This is a genomic window from Nostoc sp. DedQUE05 (genome assembly GCF_034530955.1).
Classification (GTDB): Bacteria; Cyanobacteriota; Cyanobacteriia; order Cyanobacteriales; family Nostocaceae; genus Nostoc.
Map to the genome: position 1 here is coordinate 35,151 of NZ_JAVRCB010000054.1, position 17,364 is coordinate 52,514.

Genomic DNA, 17,364 nt, shown 5'->3' on the forward strand with positions numbered 1-17,364 from the left:
CCCTCTCCCAAGCAAGGCTACAGTGTACACAAAAGTCTTCTAAAGCTGTCCCACGTCTTGATCTGCTATGTTAATGCATTGACTTGTTATGTTAATACATCGACTTGTTATGCCAATACATCGACCTGTTATGCCAATGCATTGACTTGTTATGCCAATACATCGACCTGTTATGTTAATACATCGACCTGTTATGTTAATACATCGACTTGTTATGTTAATGCATCGACCTGCTATGCCAATGCATTGACTTGTTATGTTAATACATCGACTTGCAAAGATTAGCCCACCCTAAGTTACACCTGACTTTTCACATTATGTGGAAAAGCTAACGATTGACCTAACCCCCTAACCCCCTTCCCTCGCAGGGAAGGGGGAAAATTCAAAGTCTCTCTCCTAAAAGGAAGAGAAAAATAGAAGAGAGGTTTTCCAGATACCGTGAAAAGTCAGAAATTACACAGCAACTCTAAAAGACTAATGTGTACAGCGTAGCCCAAGCTTAGGAGAAGGTTGGGACAATACGGTTCGATTAAGATTTTTTGATGAAAATTATTGCTCGCCAAAGACGTGATACGCCGTCAAGACAAAAGATTGATTATTGTAGAGACATGATGAATCCCGTCTCTTGCTTTAACCGAACAGTATTGATTTAACACCAAGGAAAATATGGCGGTTCTCGCGTGGATGCAATATACTCTGACCTCACTTCCATTCCTCTCCTAAAAGGAGAGAGGCTTTGAATCTTACTCCCCTTCCCTTGTAGGGAAGGGGCTGGGGGTTAGGTCTGTATTGGACTCAACCGAGAAGCGCTATAGAAAAACCCTCCAGATTATTGAAATATCCAAAAATCTGAAGAGTTTGTGTTTGATTTTCGCAATTTTGGTAAATTTTATTGTTTCCAAGCGCAACTAACTATTTGTTTCCAATTTGAAAATATTCGCAGTCACTCCCAGACTTTCTTCAAAAAGTGACTCGCGACCCCAACGTTGTACCTGCTGACTTAGCAATGCTTCCGCCTTTTGTTCAGAAAGTGAAGTCACCTGTTGAAACAGACCAGCAGATTGAGCGCCGCCGTGGGTTTCCATCCGCATACAACCACCAGTTTCTGAGCAAATTACTGTACCACAGTCCGCCTGCGGATTGGTCGAACTGAGGCGCAAAGCAATCAAGTCGCCAGCAATTTCACCCACATCAGCAAGGGGAACACCCGCTAATTCGGTTTCTACTTGGCGTTGGTCTTGGGCAATAAAGTTAATCCGAGTGATTTCATAATCTCCGGTTTCCTTTTGATAGGAAACTGGCTGCCATCCTAGACGACTTGCCAACCAACCCAAAAACAGCAGTGCTTGTGCGGGGTTGCCTTTTTCATAATCAATAGTTACTCGGTCAACTTCCCGAAGGGCAGCCCGACGATGAGGCGAGTCGTAAGCTTCAGCTGCCAATTCTTGCCAAGCTGAAAGGCGACGCCAGTTAAGGTCAGCTAGGGGAACACCACTTTCTACCAATTCTTGGAGACGAAGTAAGTCACTTTCTGGCTCGTTAAAGCGGCAAGAATCCACAATCACATTATTGCAGACGGCTGCCAGCCGCTTGAATAGAGTGTTGTTGGGGTGTGGTGTTGCTTTCCACCAGAGAAACTTCGGTAAGCCGCCAATCAACAATGCTGGAATCATCCCCCCTACCCGTTCCAAGGCAGCAGCAGTACCACTGATAGTGATGTATTCGCAGCAAATTAGTGTGCTTGATGATTGCTTCTGGATGGGGCAATAGGCAGAAACTTGAGCTTTGACCCCTTCATCTTCGCCAGTAATCGGAAATAGCGCGATGATGCGACAGGGGTTGCGGAGGGCGATTTCATCAGCAATTCTGGGGCTTGGGGCATTTAAGCTGGGAAGATCGATAGAACCATTATCTCCGGCAGCACCGTTTCCTTGACGTTTAATAAATTCTTCTCTCAAGATAGCCAGGGTTTCAGGGGTTGCTGTTCCCGTATCTGGCAGTCGATATTTTGTCTGTACTTGGCGCAAGGCAGCTACCATCTGAGGCCCTAGAATCCCATCAAGCGGGCCGTTGTAAAATCCCAAAGTAGCCAAAAGATACTGGGTTTCTTCGGGTTCGTAAACCACTAAGGTAAATGTCGTGGCGCGGGTGGCAGCAGGAAGCCCACCGTCCTCGCCAGTAATGCCATAACTTTGCCAAATTTGATGAAGTTCCGCTTCTATTTCGTTAAGCGAAATATCTTTTGGCGTCTGAAGTGAAAAAATTGTAGAAGCTTGGGGAGCCATAGTAGTTTTGAGTTGTCAGCTTTGTTTGGTGAATCAGTTAGGAATTAGAAGTTAGGAGTTAAAAGTTGGGAGTTAGGAGTTAGGAGTTAGAATAACTGAAATTATTAACTCAAAAACTCATAATTTATTACTCCTAACTATTAACTCATCACTCCTAACTTTTTACAGTCTGCGCCAGCGACGGCCATCTTGGTTGATTAAGAATTCTGCTTCTGTTGGTTCCCAGGTTCCAGCTTCATACTGGGGAATAGTATTGGCGTCGGCGGGTGCATCCCAAACGGAAAGGGCTGGCGTTACGACCTGCCAAGCGGCTTCTACTTCATCCGCACGGGTGAATAATGTTTGATCGCCCATCATACAATCAAGGAATAAGCGATCGTAGGCATCAGATGTGGCTTGGATGCCAAAGGAACCATAACTAAAGTCCATATCAACGGAACGGGTACGGAATTCTGCCCCTGGCATTTTCACATCAAAACGCAGGGAAATACCTTCATTCGGCTGAATCCGCATCGTCAAAATATTGGCGTTTGCCTGTTGGGCGGCTGATTGGAACATCCGAGACGGAACTTCGCGGAAGTGAATGGCAATCTCACTGACTTTTTTCGGCATCCGCTTCCCAGTACGCAAGTAGAAAGGAACACCTTTCCAGCGCCAGTTATCTACCACAAACTTCATGGCGACGTAGGTCGGTGTGGTGGAGTTGGGATTAACGCCTGGTTCTGTCCGATACCCTGGCACTGCTTGACCCTTCATCCAGCCAGCACTATATTGACCGCGGACTGCTGACCGCGACAGATTCTGAACATCAGCTAAACGAGTAGCTTGGAGTACTTTCACTTTTTCTGTGCGGATGCTGTCGGCATCCATTGCGTTAGGCGCTTCCATCGCTGTTAGGCAGTAAAGTTGCATGAGGTGATTTTGCAACATATCCCGCAATGCGCCGGCGCTTTCATAATAACCAGCCCGATCTTCCACTCCCACGGTTTCTGCTACGGTAATTTGTACGTGGTCAACAAATTGACGATTCCACAACGGCTCAAAAATCGCATTGGCAAAGCGAAACACCAGCAAATTTTGAACTGTTTCTTTACCCAAGTAGTGGTCAATCCGGTATACTTGGTTTTCTTTGCAATATTTCTGTACCACTTGGTTAAGACTTTGGGCAGAAGCCAAATCCCGACCAAAGGGTTTTTCAATTACTAGACGATGTTTGTAGGGATCTTCTAGCATCCCGGCGGTTCCTAGCTGCTTAATCGCTTCGGGAAAGAATGAGGGGGCAACTGAGAGGTAGAACATTCGATTACCTCGTGTGCCCCGTTTTTCGTCTAATTCACTCAATAAGTTTTTCAGTTTTTGGTAGCCTTCGGGGTTGTCTATATCCCCAGGGCTGTAGAACAGACCTTGAGAGAAATCTTGCCAGAGTTCCCCTAAATCAACATCCGCATGTGCTTCTTCCATGCCCTTTTGCATTTGTTCGCGGAAGTACTCATGGCTCCATTCTCTACGTGCTACACCGACAATGGTAGTTTCTGGTGGAATACGCCGTTCTCGCCGCAATTTGTAAAGTGCTGGCACTAGTTTGCGCCAAGTGAGATCGCCAGAAGCGCCAAAAATGACTATAATCTGGGGTTCGGACATCCGTTGTTGTTGCAGACCAACGCGCAAGGGATTTTCTAGCAGACTAACCATAACAATTTTGGATTTTGGATTTTGGATTTTGAGATTGGGCATTGGGTATGGGGCATGGGGCATTGGGCATGGGGCATGAGGCATTGGGCATGGGTTATTCTCCTTGTCCCCTTGTCCTCCTTGCCCCCTTGTCCCTCTTGTCCCCTTGCCCCCAATACCCAGTCCCTACACTGGTGACAATACCTTGATCTTGTCTTCTAAAGAGTTCATCAAGGACTGGAAGGGCTGGATAAACTTGTCAATACCATCGACTAACAGTTCATCCATGACGTTATCAAGATCGATGTTGATGTCGGGATCTTTGAGGTTTTCGATCAGCGTGTAAGCATTATCTAAATCTGTTTCTAAGCGATCGCCTACGTTACAATGATCGGCACAAGCTTTAATGGTCGCTGGTGGTACGGTGTTGACGGTATCATGGCCGATCAACTCTTCGATATACATCACATCTCTGTAGTTGGGGTCTTTGGTGCTGGTGCTAGCCCAAAGTAGCCGTTGTTGTGTAGCCCCTTTTGCTGCCAAATCTTGCCAACGCTCGCTTCTAATGATTTTCTTGTATTCTTGATACGCAATCTTAGCGTTAGCGATCGCTACTTTTCCTTTAACAGCTCTTAGCTTTGCTTCCACGGAAATATCATCAACGCCTTTTTTCAACTTAGCATCAATCTTGCCGTCAATGTTGCTATCGATCCGGCTGAGGAAGAAGCTAGCAACTGAAGCAATTTTACTGATGTCCTTCCCTTCAGCCACCCGTTTTTCTAAGCCCCGAATATAAGCCATTGCTGTGTTTACATAGCTTTCTACAGAAAACAGCAGCGTAATATTAACATTCATCCCTTCGGATATTACCTGTTCTACTGCTGGCAAACCAGGTTCTGTACCAGGAATTTTAATCATCAGATTTTCCCGACCAATTTCTTGGAAATAGCGTCGGGCTTCGGTTATGGTTGCTTCAGTATCATGGGCAATGGTTGGCGGGACTTCAATACTCACATAACCATCTAGTCTATTCGAGGCTTCATAAACAGGGCGTAAAATATCACAGGCATTGCGGATATCTGCAAAAACTAGGGATTCGTAAATTTTGTCTAAGGGTAAGTTAGCCCGAACTCCGGCTTCGATATCGGCATCATAAATAACGTTACCAGCGATCGCTTTTTCAAAGATAGCTGGGTTAGAAGTAATCCCAGATATACCTTGATTTTCAACCATGTCTTTGAGTTCACCTGATTGAATAATGTCACGGGTCAAATTATCCATCCAGATACTTTGACCGTATTGGTTAATTTCTAGTAGATGATTGGTAGTCATAGCTAGTTTATTTCACTCCTGTATAGTGATGTTTCTAAGTGAAGTTGGCAAAACGCATCGATACTTACTTTTGAATTGTGGCGTTGCTAATCACTTATCGCATCGGCCAGCTGAGATAATCTTTAATTGATCTTCAAAAAGCGCTACATTGCATCCCTGATCCTAAATCACCATGATTAACTTTTAATTAATGCCAGATGAGAGTACAGCACAGAGGAAATAAGTTACTCTTATAAAACGTCTAAAATCCTTACGTAACAGTAATTACGAATTACGAATTACGAATTATCTTCTAGTGTCCGTTTTGAATAAAAGACTCCACCTTTGCTACATCCTCTTTACTGCCAATAATTAAAGGTGTGCGTTGATGCAGTTTTTTTGGCACCACATCCAAGATATTTACCAGTCCTGTAGTAGCACGGCCACCTGCTTGCTCAATCAAAAAGGCGAGAGGAGCCGTTTCATAAAGCAAGCGTAATTTTCCTTCAGGGTTTTGAATTGTGCCTGGGTAGAGAAACACGCCGCCTTGAACCAAAATTCTATGGATGTCACTCACCATTGCGCCGCTATAACGAGCGCTGTAGCCTTCTGTGCGATGAACGTAGCGGATATATTCTCGAATTGATTCTTCCCACTGCCAAAAGTTACCTTCGTTCACACTGTAAACAGACCCGTGGTTAGGAATGCGAATATTTTCTTCTGTGAGAATAAACTCTCCTAAGCTGGGATCGAGAACAAAGGAATGAACCCCCTTACCTATAGTATAAACCAGCATCGTGCATGGCCCATACAGGATGTATCCGGCAGCGAGTTGCTTGCGTCCGTTGGCGAGTAGGTCAGTTGCCTTACCATCGCTATCAGTTCCTTCTTGTTGGCGAATGGCGAAAATGGAACCTAAGCTGAGATTATTATCAGTGTTGGATGAGCCATCAATTGGGTCATACAGCAAGGTATAGCGGCCAATGGGACAATTTTCCGGGATGTAGTAAGGATTTTCCATTTCCTCAGAAGCGAGGCGACAGACTAAGCCACTTTGCTTAAACACTGAGATAAATACATCATTGGCATAAACATCCATCTTTTTGACGGATTCCCCTTGGACATTAACTTCCCCAGTAAATCCAAGAACACCTTCCATTAAACCGGCGCGACTCATACGACGAGCCACCAGTTTTCCGGCCAGGGCGATGCGATTCATCAGCGCGCTCAAATCCTGTGCATCTGGCGAAAAACTCTGAAGTTGTTGGAGGACGTGACGGGATAAGGTTGTACAGTCACGGTCTAAAGCTCTGTCTGTAGCATCGTAGGCAGATAAGTCTAAAGATTCTGGCGCTTTAGCCATTTTTATGTTCTCCGCAGCAACTAGCTGTTAATTGGGTTTTAGTCATCTATAGCAACTTATAGTTGCTGCTTCTATCTTAGAAAGGTAATTTGATAACTTAGATGCGACTTTAGATAAACTAAAGAAATGAATCTTCAGTGACTCCTGTACCTAGATCCTAGCTACTTCGACTTAACATGAATTTCTCAAGCGGGCGGGTATGCCTATGCTTACTATCAACAAATTCAGGAAGCAGGAGGCAGGAGGTAGGAGGCAGAAGGCAGGAGGCAGGAGGCAGGAGGTAGAAGGCAGAAGGGAACCCACGTTTTTAAACGTGGAATTGAAGTAAGGATGCCTTGTGTCGAGATGCATGGCAGGAGACACAATTTTTTTATACTAGTGGGCAATAATCCATAACTAAAGTTTTCGTTAGTACTTCTTTCCTTCTGCCTTCTGCCTTTCTTTGTAAAATCCACACATTTGCGGCAGGGACTATAGCTTTACTCTGAAACATTAATACAAAACTAGTATCAGATTTGCCCAAAGCAAGCAATCTGCCTAGTTAACTAAGTACAGCTTTGCTTAAAAGCGTAGCGTTTTTAGTTTTTAATGCAAGCCAACGCATTAACAAGGCGGCCACCGCATTAACAATACAAGCCCATGCATTAACAAGGCGGCCACCGCATTAACAATACAAGCCAATGCATTAACAAGGCGGCCACCGCATTAACAATGCAAGCCGACGCATTAACATTGTCGTGGATTGCCAATTTAATTCGGTACGAATTAATGAAATGCTGTACTAAGATACTTTTGGTTGCTGCCATAGGATGAGTTTCAATTCAGAGCAGTAGTAAGCCTCATCACTGATTTGGTGTTCGTGGTCAGCTATCCAATCATAAATTTGTGTTGCTTTTGCTAATGCCACTTTTTCTGAACGATAAAGCTGAGGAGTAGGACAGTAGGCTTGGCCATTGATGTGTATAGCTGCAATCTGCCAATAATCGCTCTCTGGTACAACTTCTAAAAACCCGTTACTGTAAGGCTGGATTATTCCTATGTTCATCTACAACCATCAAACTTTCTAACATTGGCCACAACAAAGCCGATACCAGCCAATTCTTTTGAGTCAAAGCTGGAATCATCGAAGAGGCAGAGGGGAAGGGGCTTTTAGCTGGGGGAGCAGGCCAACACTCTGCGCAAAGCCAAGCAGAGCATGGGTACGTTCGCGTTGGCGTTCGCGCAGCAGCCCCGCCCATAAGAGGGCGCTCATCTGGGGAGGGGTACAAGCTTTGTCTCAGCTTCTCCCCCTTGCTCCCCGCTCCCTACTCCCCTGCTTCTTTCGATCGGGGAATGCAGTCGCAACCCCTGCTAATGATTTTGGATTCGTAGTCAATGTAAATCTGAATTATTGGTCACTTTTTTGGCTTGATTCCCTTATTGGCAGGAATAATGGCACAAGGGACTGGTCGGCGCGGCTACATCGCGATTGCCCAAACTCAGAGTGCGGCTGGATAGATGATAATCTGTAGAGCGAACCAGCAATTCGCAGTACTCACTCAAAATAACCGCACAAAAGGACTAAATTTATTATGTCCCGTTTACTAACAGCATTCCGGCAGCGATTCTTACGGAGTATTGCAAAAGCAATACTTTTAACTTTGATTAGTAGTTTAATACTTCCTGGGGCTACTTGGGCTGCTTCTAGCTTGGGAGTTGAGAATGGTCATCTTAGTTCTTGTCCGGCTTCAGACAACTGTGTTGTTAGTCAAAACCCAGATGAAAAACACGCCATCGACCCGATTCCTTATCATGTAGACCGCAATGCAGCTAGAGAAATCTTACTAAAAGTTATCAGTGTTGTTCCGCGTACAGAAATTGTAGAACAAACAGATAATTACATCCACGCTCTTTCTAAAAGCCGTATCTTCAAATTTGTTGATGATGTAGAATTTTATTTACCTCCTAATGAGTCAGTAATTCATCTGCGATCGGCATCTCGTGTGGGAGAGTCGGATCTCGGTGTCAACCGCAGACGAAGCGAGCAGATTCGTCTGGCTCTACGCGATTTAAACATTTGATTTTGTCGCTACTTATTCTCATTTAACTGAGAGAAGTGCGATCGCAATACCATTTAAAATTTATACTTAATGGAGAAATGTCAGACTATCTGCAATGATTGTGCTTTCCACACCTTAGTAGAAGAAGGGATAACGTGCATTCATCCTGACGAATTTGGGGTTAATTGTTCTACCGTTATTTTCTGCAATTCATTTGAGCCAGCACTCATCATTGACAGTCCTTGCGTGACATACGGGAACGATGAAGAATAACGTCAATTGCGTAGGCACAGCAAGTCAAAGTAATTCGTAATTAATAATGACGCTCCTGCGTCGCTAACGCTGCGCTAACGTAATTCGTAATTACACCCCATACCGCATGTTGGGGTTTGAATAATGAATAACTTTTTTTATTTTCCATTAATAAATTAAGCGGCTTGTATCCTCAATTTATTAATTACGAATTACGAATTACGAATTACGAATTATTTGGTCAGCCCTGAGCATTTCAACTTACGTCGTTATTTAATAAGTTATAGTAATATAAAAGGTCTTGGGCGATTAGCACAGGGGTAGCGCACATCCTTCACACGGATGGGGTCACTGGTTCAAATCCAGTATCGCCCACTTATATAGAGCGACAAACGCAAAAATCTGAGAATTTCTATTATCTAATCATCTTCTCTAAAGCGATTTGCAAATCTTTTGTCAAATCGCTCACAGCTTGTCTAGACGCTTGGCGATCGCCCTGACAATTTTTGAAGCGTTCTGTAACTGAAATTGGCTCTCCCACAGTGATTTGTGCCTGTCGCAAACCTAACCGAGGTCGCCCCGGAAGTGTTGTATCCTGAATTCGAGAAAGCATATCGAATACAAGCAAAGCTGTTTCTGCAAACCGTTCCGCCGTCGGTTGTTCCTGAATATAAGTAGCTGTGACTGCAACAAAACTTTCCACTATCCGCATATGCCGCATTCGCAAGTCAGCTTCTTCTGCAATCCAGTCTGCCAAACCGCGTTTGAAGGGTGCTAAAGCATTGATATCTGGCAAATCGTCTCGGTAAATGTAACTCCAGCCAGCCTCTTCTAAGCGGCGACAACGGTCAATAAAATTACCCTGCGCTTGAACTCCAAAATATTGTTCGCTAACTTGTAATGCCTTATCTAGTAGGCGATGGAGTCGGGCAATTAATACCTGATTAACACTCTTCGATTCATCAGTTGAGATGGTTTTGGGGATATCTTGATGATAGAAGCGACGATAAAACTCTTCCATCTCGGTAATTAGATATTCAGCCAACCTACAGAGGCGTTGATGGTAAATCTCTTCGCGATTACCCGAATCAATTTCCAAAACTTTCAAGCCACCATCAGCTTCTAACTTACTCAACAACCAATCGAGTTTAGACCAAGGTGGCTCAACGTAACTATATTGGATAGCGATCGGCACAACAATTACAGTCTCAGAACGGTTAGCTTTTTCTAAGTCTTCTACACACCAGAACCCCATTTGAGCAACACCAGGTTCTAAGGGGCTAACAATGCCACTATGACCATTAGTACCGCCTTCCGGCGCTACTGCGATCGGTAGTGCGCCATTAGCAAACAACTCTCGTGCATTTTGGATAGCTTGCCGATCTAGTCGCCTACCACGCCGAACCGGCACACCCCCCAGCAGAGAGAACAGCCAACCTAGCCACTTTCCAGCCCAAACTGTCATACCTCGGTCATAAAGAAAATAGCTGTGAACCAGGGATTTTAATGTAATACCTTTTTGACGAGCAACTTGTGGCACAATCCGAGAAAGCAAATACAGCATACAGAGGGGATCTTCCACCTCTGGGTGGCGAAATGCCAACAAAAAGCGAATTTTTCCAGCCTGAAATTGTTGATAGAGTTCAGCTAATACTTCAACATTCGTGGCTTCTATTTTGACAATCCCAGCCGGTAGCCAAGGACGAGTGCGAAACCGTAGTGCGATCGGCAGTAACCACCGAACAATCTGGAGTACCAGCGGATTCAACCGTTGGGGAATAAATTTCAATGGTGGTTGAGTAGACTGAATCGATCTAGGCAAGTCGCTCTCCAGATTATATTTCTAGCGATTGTACAACGTGGGGGTCTTGGTTTTGCGTAAACCCTGAGCTTTGACGGTTAAGCTTTTTGATCGCTACCTTTCGCTGTTTTGCTTACTCAGCATTCCTAAACTTTTCAACGATAGACCCTAAGTATCGAATCAAAAATTAGTTTGGATGTTTCGGAAAATTTTGCCATAAATAGCCAAACACAGCTAAATTTAACACAAAAACTAATGTTTTAATCGCAGATATTCCTCGAATCAATTCATAAATCTCTGGTGGAATACTGATACCGACAAGTCCCAATACTAAGACATGTGCCCAACGCTTTTCGTACCATAAACCAACGGCTTCAATAGTGGTAACAATAGCATATATTCCGGTTCCGATGCTGCTAAATGCTAGAGTTCTAGGATTTAAGTTAACAACTTTCTTTAAAAGCCAATCAATAACGATCGATTTACCTTCTAAAACATAATTTTCTGAAAACGCCTCTAAAGTTTGATAATTTTTTAATGTCAATAATAAAGCGATCGAAGTAACCATAAGCAGCAAGGCGGTAAATGTTTTGTAGAGAACAATTGCCACTAACCCCAATGGACGCTTTTTCAAAGAACCCCCTAAGCATAGATAAGTCAAATTTTGAACGTCAAAATTACCTGAGTGCTGTCAAGTCAGAGTTCACCTCCTTATCCAGAGATTCTTCTAACTAAGTACGGCTTTGAATCGGTGCAATGAATGCAATACTATAATTTCCTCTCCCCGAACCCCTTGCTTAACAAGGAAAAATAATCCCATTTTTTGAAAATGAATCGGGTTTTAATTGATTTTAATGTGCGTAGACTAGCAAAAATAGCAGGCATCACACATTTCAATCAAAAATTTTCAATGGAGGTTAGCGGACTCGAACCGCTGACATCCTGCTTGCAAAGCAGGCGCTCTACCAACTGAGCTAAACCCCCATACTAAAATAGTAGATAACTTTGATTACCGTTGTTATTGTAACTTATATCGTTCTATTACCAAAGGAATGAAGCCAGAAAATATCCAAGTTGTCGCCACACTGTATAAATTTGTTAAGCTGCCAGATTTTGCCGAGAAACGAGATTCTCTGCTGTCTTACTGCCAAACGCAAGGTGTCAAGGGCACTATTTTGCTGGCACTTGAAGGGATTAACGGGACAATTGCTGGTTCGCGTCAGGCCATTGACTCAGTTCTCTGGTTTTTGCGTTCTGACCCCCGTCTAGCAGACTTAGAATCCAAAGAGTCCTATACCGAAACCCCACCTTTTGAGCGGATGAAGGTGCGGTTGAAGCAAGAAATTGTTACTTTGGGGTTGCCAGAAATTGACCCAACTGAGCAAGTTGGCATCTATGTCAATCCCCAAGAATGGAATGATTTAATTTCCAATCCAGAAGTAACGGTGATTGACACCCGCAATGATTATGAGGTGAATATCGGTACTTTTCAAGGGGCAGAAAATCCCCAAACTGAATCATTCCGCGAATTTCCCGATTATGTGCGCCACCATCTCGACCCAACCAAACACAAAAAGGTTGCTCTCTTTTGCACAGGCGGCATTCGCTGTGAAAAAGCTTCATCTTTCATGCTTGCACAAGGCTTTGCAGAAGTCTATCATCTCAAGGGCGGCATTCTGAAGTATTTGCAAGAAGTTCCAGCACAAAAAAGTTTATGGGAAGGAGAATGTTTTGTTTTTGATGAGCGGGTAGCCGTTAGTCATGGATTGGAGAAAGGAAGTTATGAGTTGTGCCTCTGTTGTGGGCGTCCGATTTCAGAAGAAGATAAAGTGTCTCCCAAATATGAGCAAGGTATCTCCTGTCCCTATTGTTTTGATAGCCTCACCGAGGAGAAAAGAGCGCGTCAGCAAGAAAAATGGCGCTACTATCAAACCCAAGTTAGCAACAAAAATCAGGATGTGAGTTGAAGAATAATTTATAACTCATGATTCAGAATTTAAGGGCAAAATTACTGTAAATTTAGTACCAACTCCAACTTCACTTGTGACACTGATTTGACCCTGATGAGCATCAACGCATCTTTTAACAATTACTAACCCCAATCCAGTACCCTGAATTGATTTAACATTTGAGGCTCGATAGAATGATTCAAACAGTCGAGCTTGGTCTGATTCGGGAATACCCATACCCCGATCTTGAATATAAAAAGTTGCTACTTTCTCAATGGGATCGCATATTAAATCAAACTGAATCTTGCCACCTTGGGGAGAATATTTAACCGCATTTGAGAGAAGATTTGCAAATAGGTAATGTAAGAGTCCTTCATCCATGACAGCTGATGTATTCTCACTATGACAGGTAAAAGCAATTTCACAAGCGCTGTTTTTAACAATCAAAAAATCTTCGATTAACTCTTGACAAAATTGCTCTAGGTTAAGGGGAGTAGGGTTGAATATGAGTTTTTCTGCTTCTGCTCGACCCATAAACAGCACTTCTTCCATGAGTTTTTCCATAGATTGGACAGCGCCTTGAATTCGCTTTAAATAGATGCCTCTTTTTGTATCTGTCAAATTTGCTCCCTGCATTTCCATGAGTTCTACTGCGGTTTGAACAACAGTTAGGGGATTACGGAACTCATGAGATACAGTAGAGATAAATAGGGATTTGAGACGGTTAAGTTCTTGCTCCTTCTCTAATGCTTGCTCTAGCAATTTTGTTTGCCGTCGTTCGCTAAGATCCCAAAAAACAACTACTACACCATTTATCTGGTCAGTTCCTCGCTTCAGTGGTGAAGCACTATCGCCAATGGGAATTCTTTTGCCATTTTTTGTAATCAGAGATGTGAATTCCCCTAAATAAACAGCCTGTTGCTCTCGCAGCACTTTTGTCACAGGGTTTTCTAATGTTGTCTCTGTCACTTCATCGACAATATGAAAAATTTTTGCTGCCTCATTTCCTAAAGCATCTTTTTGCTGCCACCCGGTCAGTGCTTCAGCTGCGGGATTCATGAATGTCATTTTTCCCTGCTCATTAGTAGCGATTACAGCATCACTCATTGAGTTTAAAAGGGTTGCTAACTGATCTCGATTTTCCCGCAGTTCGCGTTCTAATCGGTGTTTTAACAGACCAATCTCGATCGCAATTTTTAAATCTTTTGTAGTAAATGGTTTAACGATGTATCCAAAAGGTTGGGTAATTTTGGCTCTTTCTAAGGTATGGTCGTCGCCATAAGCGGTTAAATAAATTATAGGTACATCTAACTGCTCGCGAATCTGAGTGGCAGTAGCAATACCGTCCATATCACCTTTAAGAATAATATCCATTAATACTAGTTCTGGTTGAGTTTCCGATGCCTTGGCAATGGCAACTTTTCCAGATGAAGCTGTACCCGTAACAATGTATCCTAGCTGATTGAGTTGACTAGCAATAGTTCTAGCCACAATCACTTCATCTTCAACGACTAAAATCCTAGCTCGATCCATTTGATATTGATGAATGCAAAGTTAACTGCGTAAATTTTATGTTGAATACTGTTCCGCGATCGCGTTCTAGAGTAATATCGCCTTCTAGTTGTTCTGTAACCAAGTCATGTACTAACGACAGACCTAAAGAATCAGTATTTCTCCAATCTAAATTATCTGGTAAACCAATCCCATTATCTCGGATAGTCATCTCGATACTGTTATCAATATTGTGTAAAGCGATACTAATTATGCCTACTTGTTGATTGGGAAAAGCGTGTTTGAGGGCATTGGAGATTAATTCGTTAATTACCAATCCACAGGCGATCGCTTGATCGACATTCAAGCTTACTGAATCTATATCAGTTTCTAGAGAAATTTTACCAGGGCATATTTGATAGGAAATTAGTAAGCTAGCTGCTAAATTATTGATATAGTCAGCAACATCAATTTGTCCGATATTAGCGGAAGTATATAAATTTTTGTGAATTAGAGATATTGACTCAATTCGATTTTGACTCTCTCGAAGAACTTTGATTATTTCCGGGTCTTTGAGTGTTTGAGACTGAAGTTGTAATAAACTGGAGACAATTTGCAAATTGTTTTTAACTCGATGATGAACTTCTTTTAAAAGAACTTCTTTTTCAGCTAGGGCTGTTTTTAACTTTATTTGAGCTTTTTGTCTTTGAACAAGTTCCGTTTGAGCTTGCGCTAAGATGCTGGATTGTTGAATTGCGATCGCTAATTGGACTGTTACTCGATCGAGCAAATCTAATTGATTTTCTTCCCACTCCCGAAAACCAGAGCATTGGTGAGCAATCAGTAAACCCCAAATGTGAGAGCCAGGGTTTTGAGAGCTTACTTCTAGTAAAATCGGCACAACTAAATTTGCTTTCACCTCAAATTGTTTTAACAGGCGAATATGGCAATCAGTTAGTCCAGCTTCATAAATATTAGCGATCGCTCGTTTGTGTCCCTGATAATATTCCACTCCTGAGCCTGTTTGAAAACACGTATCGTGAATCTCTACACCCAACGAAACCGTCCATCCAGGTTCCACTGATTCTGCCATAATTGTGCCGATCATTTCTGAGTCAAACTGATAGACTATTACTCGATCGACCCCAAGTAAATCTCGCACTTCCTGAACTGTTGCATTTAGAATATCTTGAAGATTTAAAGATTGACGAATCCGTTGAGCAACAGTTCGCATCAATTGCTCCCGCTCGGCTTGAGCTTTTAGAGCTAGTTCAGTTTGCTTACGTTCTGTGATATCTTGCCCAATACCAATAATTTGACCATTTGAAAGGTAAACATTAGTCCAAGAGGTATCCAATAAACGACCATCGCGCACCTGAGTTTTAAAGTCACCCCAAATGCGTTGTGCAGACTGAATAAAATTAATTACATCCTGTCGATATTCAGAATTAGGATATAGCACTTTCATGAGATCGCAAGTTTGGAAATCTTGAAATTTCCAACCAAGAATATTTTCCCATTCTTGGTTCACCCACTGGAGTTCACCATTGGTATCGATCAGGGCAATCATCAATGGTATGTTCTCAAAAATTATCCGCAAAAACTCATTTTGTTCTTGAAGTTTTGTTTCGGCGTTTTTGCGGTCATTAATATCATTAAATACTGTTAAAATGGCTGATTCATTGTTAAAAACTAAATATTGTAAAGAAGCGATCGCCCAAAAACGAGTTCCATCTGCTTTTTTTAATTGCAGTTCATAATTATGAATAAACCCTTGTTGATTAAGAACTTTTAACAGTGCTTCTAAATCTGTCAAATTATGATACAAATCTACAATTTTTTTGCGATTAACTAAATACTCTGGAGAAAACTGAAATGTATGAAGAGACTCTGTATTAGCGTATAAAATCAACCCATCAGACACACGCGAAATAATGAATGGAACAGGAATAGCTTCAGAAATAACTCGAAATCTAGCTTCACTTTGTTGAAGAGTTCTTTCTATTTGTTTGTGTTCTGTGATGTCTCGTATATGAACTAAACGAGCCTTATAATTGCCATAGTCTATTGTCTGTGTGAAAATTTCAACATCAATAATCTGTCCGTCTTTTCGCTGATGTCGCCATCGTCCAGTAAAGTCCAAGCTAGAATGCTTTTGTCGTAAATATTCAAGTAAGAGAGGCACATCTTCTGAAGGGCGAACGTCAGTTATTCGCATTTGCAAGAACTCTTCTCGTGAGTAGCCGTAGTGAACAACAGCAGCTTCATTTACATCTAAGAATTGCAGATTATTCTGGTTATATACCCACATAGGATTGGGATTTTTAGAGAAAAGGAAATTAAAACTCCTTTGGCTTTCATTTTCAGAAAATAGCATTAGTGGTTTTGTGATAAAAGTTTTTATTATGTACTAAAATTTAATTATTTTAAATCTAAAATAATTATTAATTTTTTTGCAAAATTTGTTTTTTACGATCCAATCTTCTACTGATTCAGAATTTCATGTATAAGCTCTTTGATATTTAGGGATAAAAAATTGGTCTGTACTCAAAGAGACTTCTTACAGAGATACATGTCGGTTCAATATTTATGCAAATCTCCAGTGTAAAATATGTCTGATAGTTTACACTAAGAAAATATCACTTGCACAGCTAGGGGGAAGATAAAATAGCCTGAAATGCCTACATATTAAATAATGTGGCAATTTATGATAAAACAACAAAAAGACTTAATTATCAATAAGCCTTCTTTAATGATAAATTTGCCTGAATTCTACGAAAGACACCTGAAACAGGACTTGGACTTGTTTAATACTAAAAATCCTAATTTATTACAATCGATAAAAACTATCAACATAGAAGCATTTACTACGGCTTTACCATAGCAATACTTTATGAAAGTAGATGAAAGAAAATTCAACAGTTTTGATCTTTAAATTATATAAATGTTGAAGAGATATGGTTTCCTATAGTAAAAAATTGGCTGGCTAGAAATATATTTTTCTTTAACTCAAGTCATTTATGTAGTAATTGACCGAACTAATAATTGATGTCTATTCCCATATATATATTTTGAATTGTTAGGAAAAGTGGGTTAAAGCAACTTGTAATTCTTATACATTAAAACAAAAAGCGCCCTCTGTTAACGGAGGGCGCTTTCTTATTTAGCTAAACTTCAGAATTAACCGTTGATAGCAGGAGCG

At 41.9% G+C, this 17,364-nt stretch carries 11 protein-coding genes and 2 tRNA genes; 3 read left to right on the plus strand and 10 right to left on the minus strand.

The genetic code is table 11. From position 1 onward, the window contains the following. Positions 1-908: 908 nt before the first annotated feature. From opcA to RMZ42_RS29835, 5 genes are all read right to left on the minus strand, one after another. Positions 909-2,285 carry a glucose-6-phosphate dehydrogenase assembly protein OpcA gene (opcA, locus tag RMZ42_RS29815; protein WP_322674812.1) on the minus strand — a complete coding sequence of 459 codons (1,377 nt, stop codon included), beginning with the start codon at positions 2,283-2,285 and terminating at the stop codon, positions 909-911. Positions 2,286-2,447: 162 nt separating this feature from the next. Then, on the minus strand, positions 2,448-3,977 hold the full coding sequence (gene zwf, locus RMZ42_RS29820; protein WP_322674813.1) for a glucose-6-phosphate dehydrogenase: 1,530 nt from the start codon (positions 3,975-3,977) through the stop codon (positions 2,448-2,450). Positions 3,978-4,142: 165 nt separating this feature from the next. Next, positions 4,143-5,288, minus strand: coding sequence for a transaldolase (gene tal, locus RMZ42_RS29825; RefSeq protein ID WP_322674814.1), 1,146 nt, complete (start codon positions 5,286-5,288; stop codon positions 4,143-4,145). A 292-nt stretch (positions 5,289-5,580) separates the two neighbouring features. After that, positions 5,581-6,630, minus strand: coding sequence for a class 1 fructose-bisphosphatase (fbp, locus tag RMZ42_RS29830; protein WP_322674815.1), 1,050 nt, complete (start codon positions 6,628-6,630; stop codon positions 5,581-5,583). 781 nt (positions 6,631-7,411) lie between these two features. Further along, positions 7,412-7,675, minus strand: coding sequence for a hypothetical protein (locus tag RMZ42_RS29835; protein ID WP_322674816.1), 264 nt, complete (start codon positions 7,673-7,675; stop codon positions 7,412-7,414). A 526-nt stretch (positions 7,676-8,201) separates the two neighbouring features. On the opposite strand from RMZ42_RS29835, the gene RMZ42_RS29840 reads away from it, so the two are divergent. Beyond that, positions 8,202-8,690, plus strand: coding sequence for a DUF1499 domain-containing protein (locus RMZ42_RS29840; RefSeq protein ID WP_322674817.1), 489 nt, complete (start codon positions 8,202-8,204; stop codon positions 8,688-8,690). A gap of 534 nt (positions 8,691-9,224) precedes the next feature. Continuing rightward, positions 9,225-9,296 (plus strand) — tRNA-Val (locus RMZ42_RS29845). Positions 9,297-9,336: 40 nt separating this feature from the next. On the opposite strand, the gene RMZ42_RS29850 is transcribed toward RMZ42_RS29845, so the two are convergent. The 3 genes from RMZ42_RS29850 to RMZ42_RS29860 all read right to left on the minus strand — a co-directional run bounded on the left by RMZ42_RS29850 (position 9,337) and on the right by RMZ42_RS29860 (position 11,706). Beyond that, positions 9,337-10,743, minus strand: a complete 1,407-nt coding sequence (locus tag RMZ42_RS29850) for a 1-acyl-sn-glycerol-3-phosphate acyltransferase (protein WP_322674818.1) — start codon at positions 10,741-10,743, stop codon at positions 9,337-9,339. A 166-nt stretch (positions 10,744-10,909) separates the two neighbouring features. Further along, positions 10,910-11,356, minus strand: a complete 447-nt coding sequence (locus RMZ42_RS29855) for a DUF2127 domain-containing protein (protein WP_322674819.1) — start codon at positions 11,354-11,356, stop codon at positions 10,910-10,912. Positions 11,357-11,633: 277 nt separating this feature from the next. Continuing rightward, positions 11,634-11,706: transfer RNA gene (locus tag RMZ42_RS29860), tRNA-Ala, on the minus strand. Between the two features lie 68 nt (positions 11,707-11,774). Between RMZ42_RS29860 and RMZ42_RS29865 the strand changes: the two genes are divergently transcribed. Then, positions 11,775-12,689 carry a rhodanese-related sulfurtransferase gene (locus RMZ42_RS29865; RefSeq protein ID WP_322674820.1) on the plus strand — a complete coding sequence of 305 codons (915 nt, stop codon included), beginning with the start codon at positions 11,775-11,777 and terminating at the stop codon, positions 12,687-12,689. Between the two features lie 15 nt (positions 12,690-12,704). On the opposite strand, the gene RMZ42_RS29870 is transcribed toward RMZ42_RS29865, so the two are convergent. Both RMZ42_RS29870 and RMZ42_RS29875 read right to left on the minus strand, forming a co-directional pair. Next, entirely contained in the window at positions 12,705-14,204 is a 1,500-nt protein-coding gene (locus RMZ42_RS29870) for an ATP-binding protein (protein ID WP_322674821.1), read from the minus strand. Further along, positions 14,191-16,539 carry a PAS domain S-box protein gene (locus tag RMZ42_RS29875; protein ID WP_416211844.1) on the minus strand — a complete coding sequence of 783 codons (2,349 nt, stop codon included), beginning with the start codon at positions 16,537-16,539 and terminating at the stop codon, positions 14,191-14,193. The genes RMZ42_RS29870 and RMZ42_RS29875 overlap by 14 nt, the downstream gene beginning before the upstream one ends. Positions 16,540-17,364: the final 825 nt, after the last annotated feature.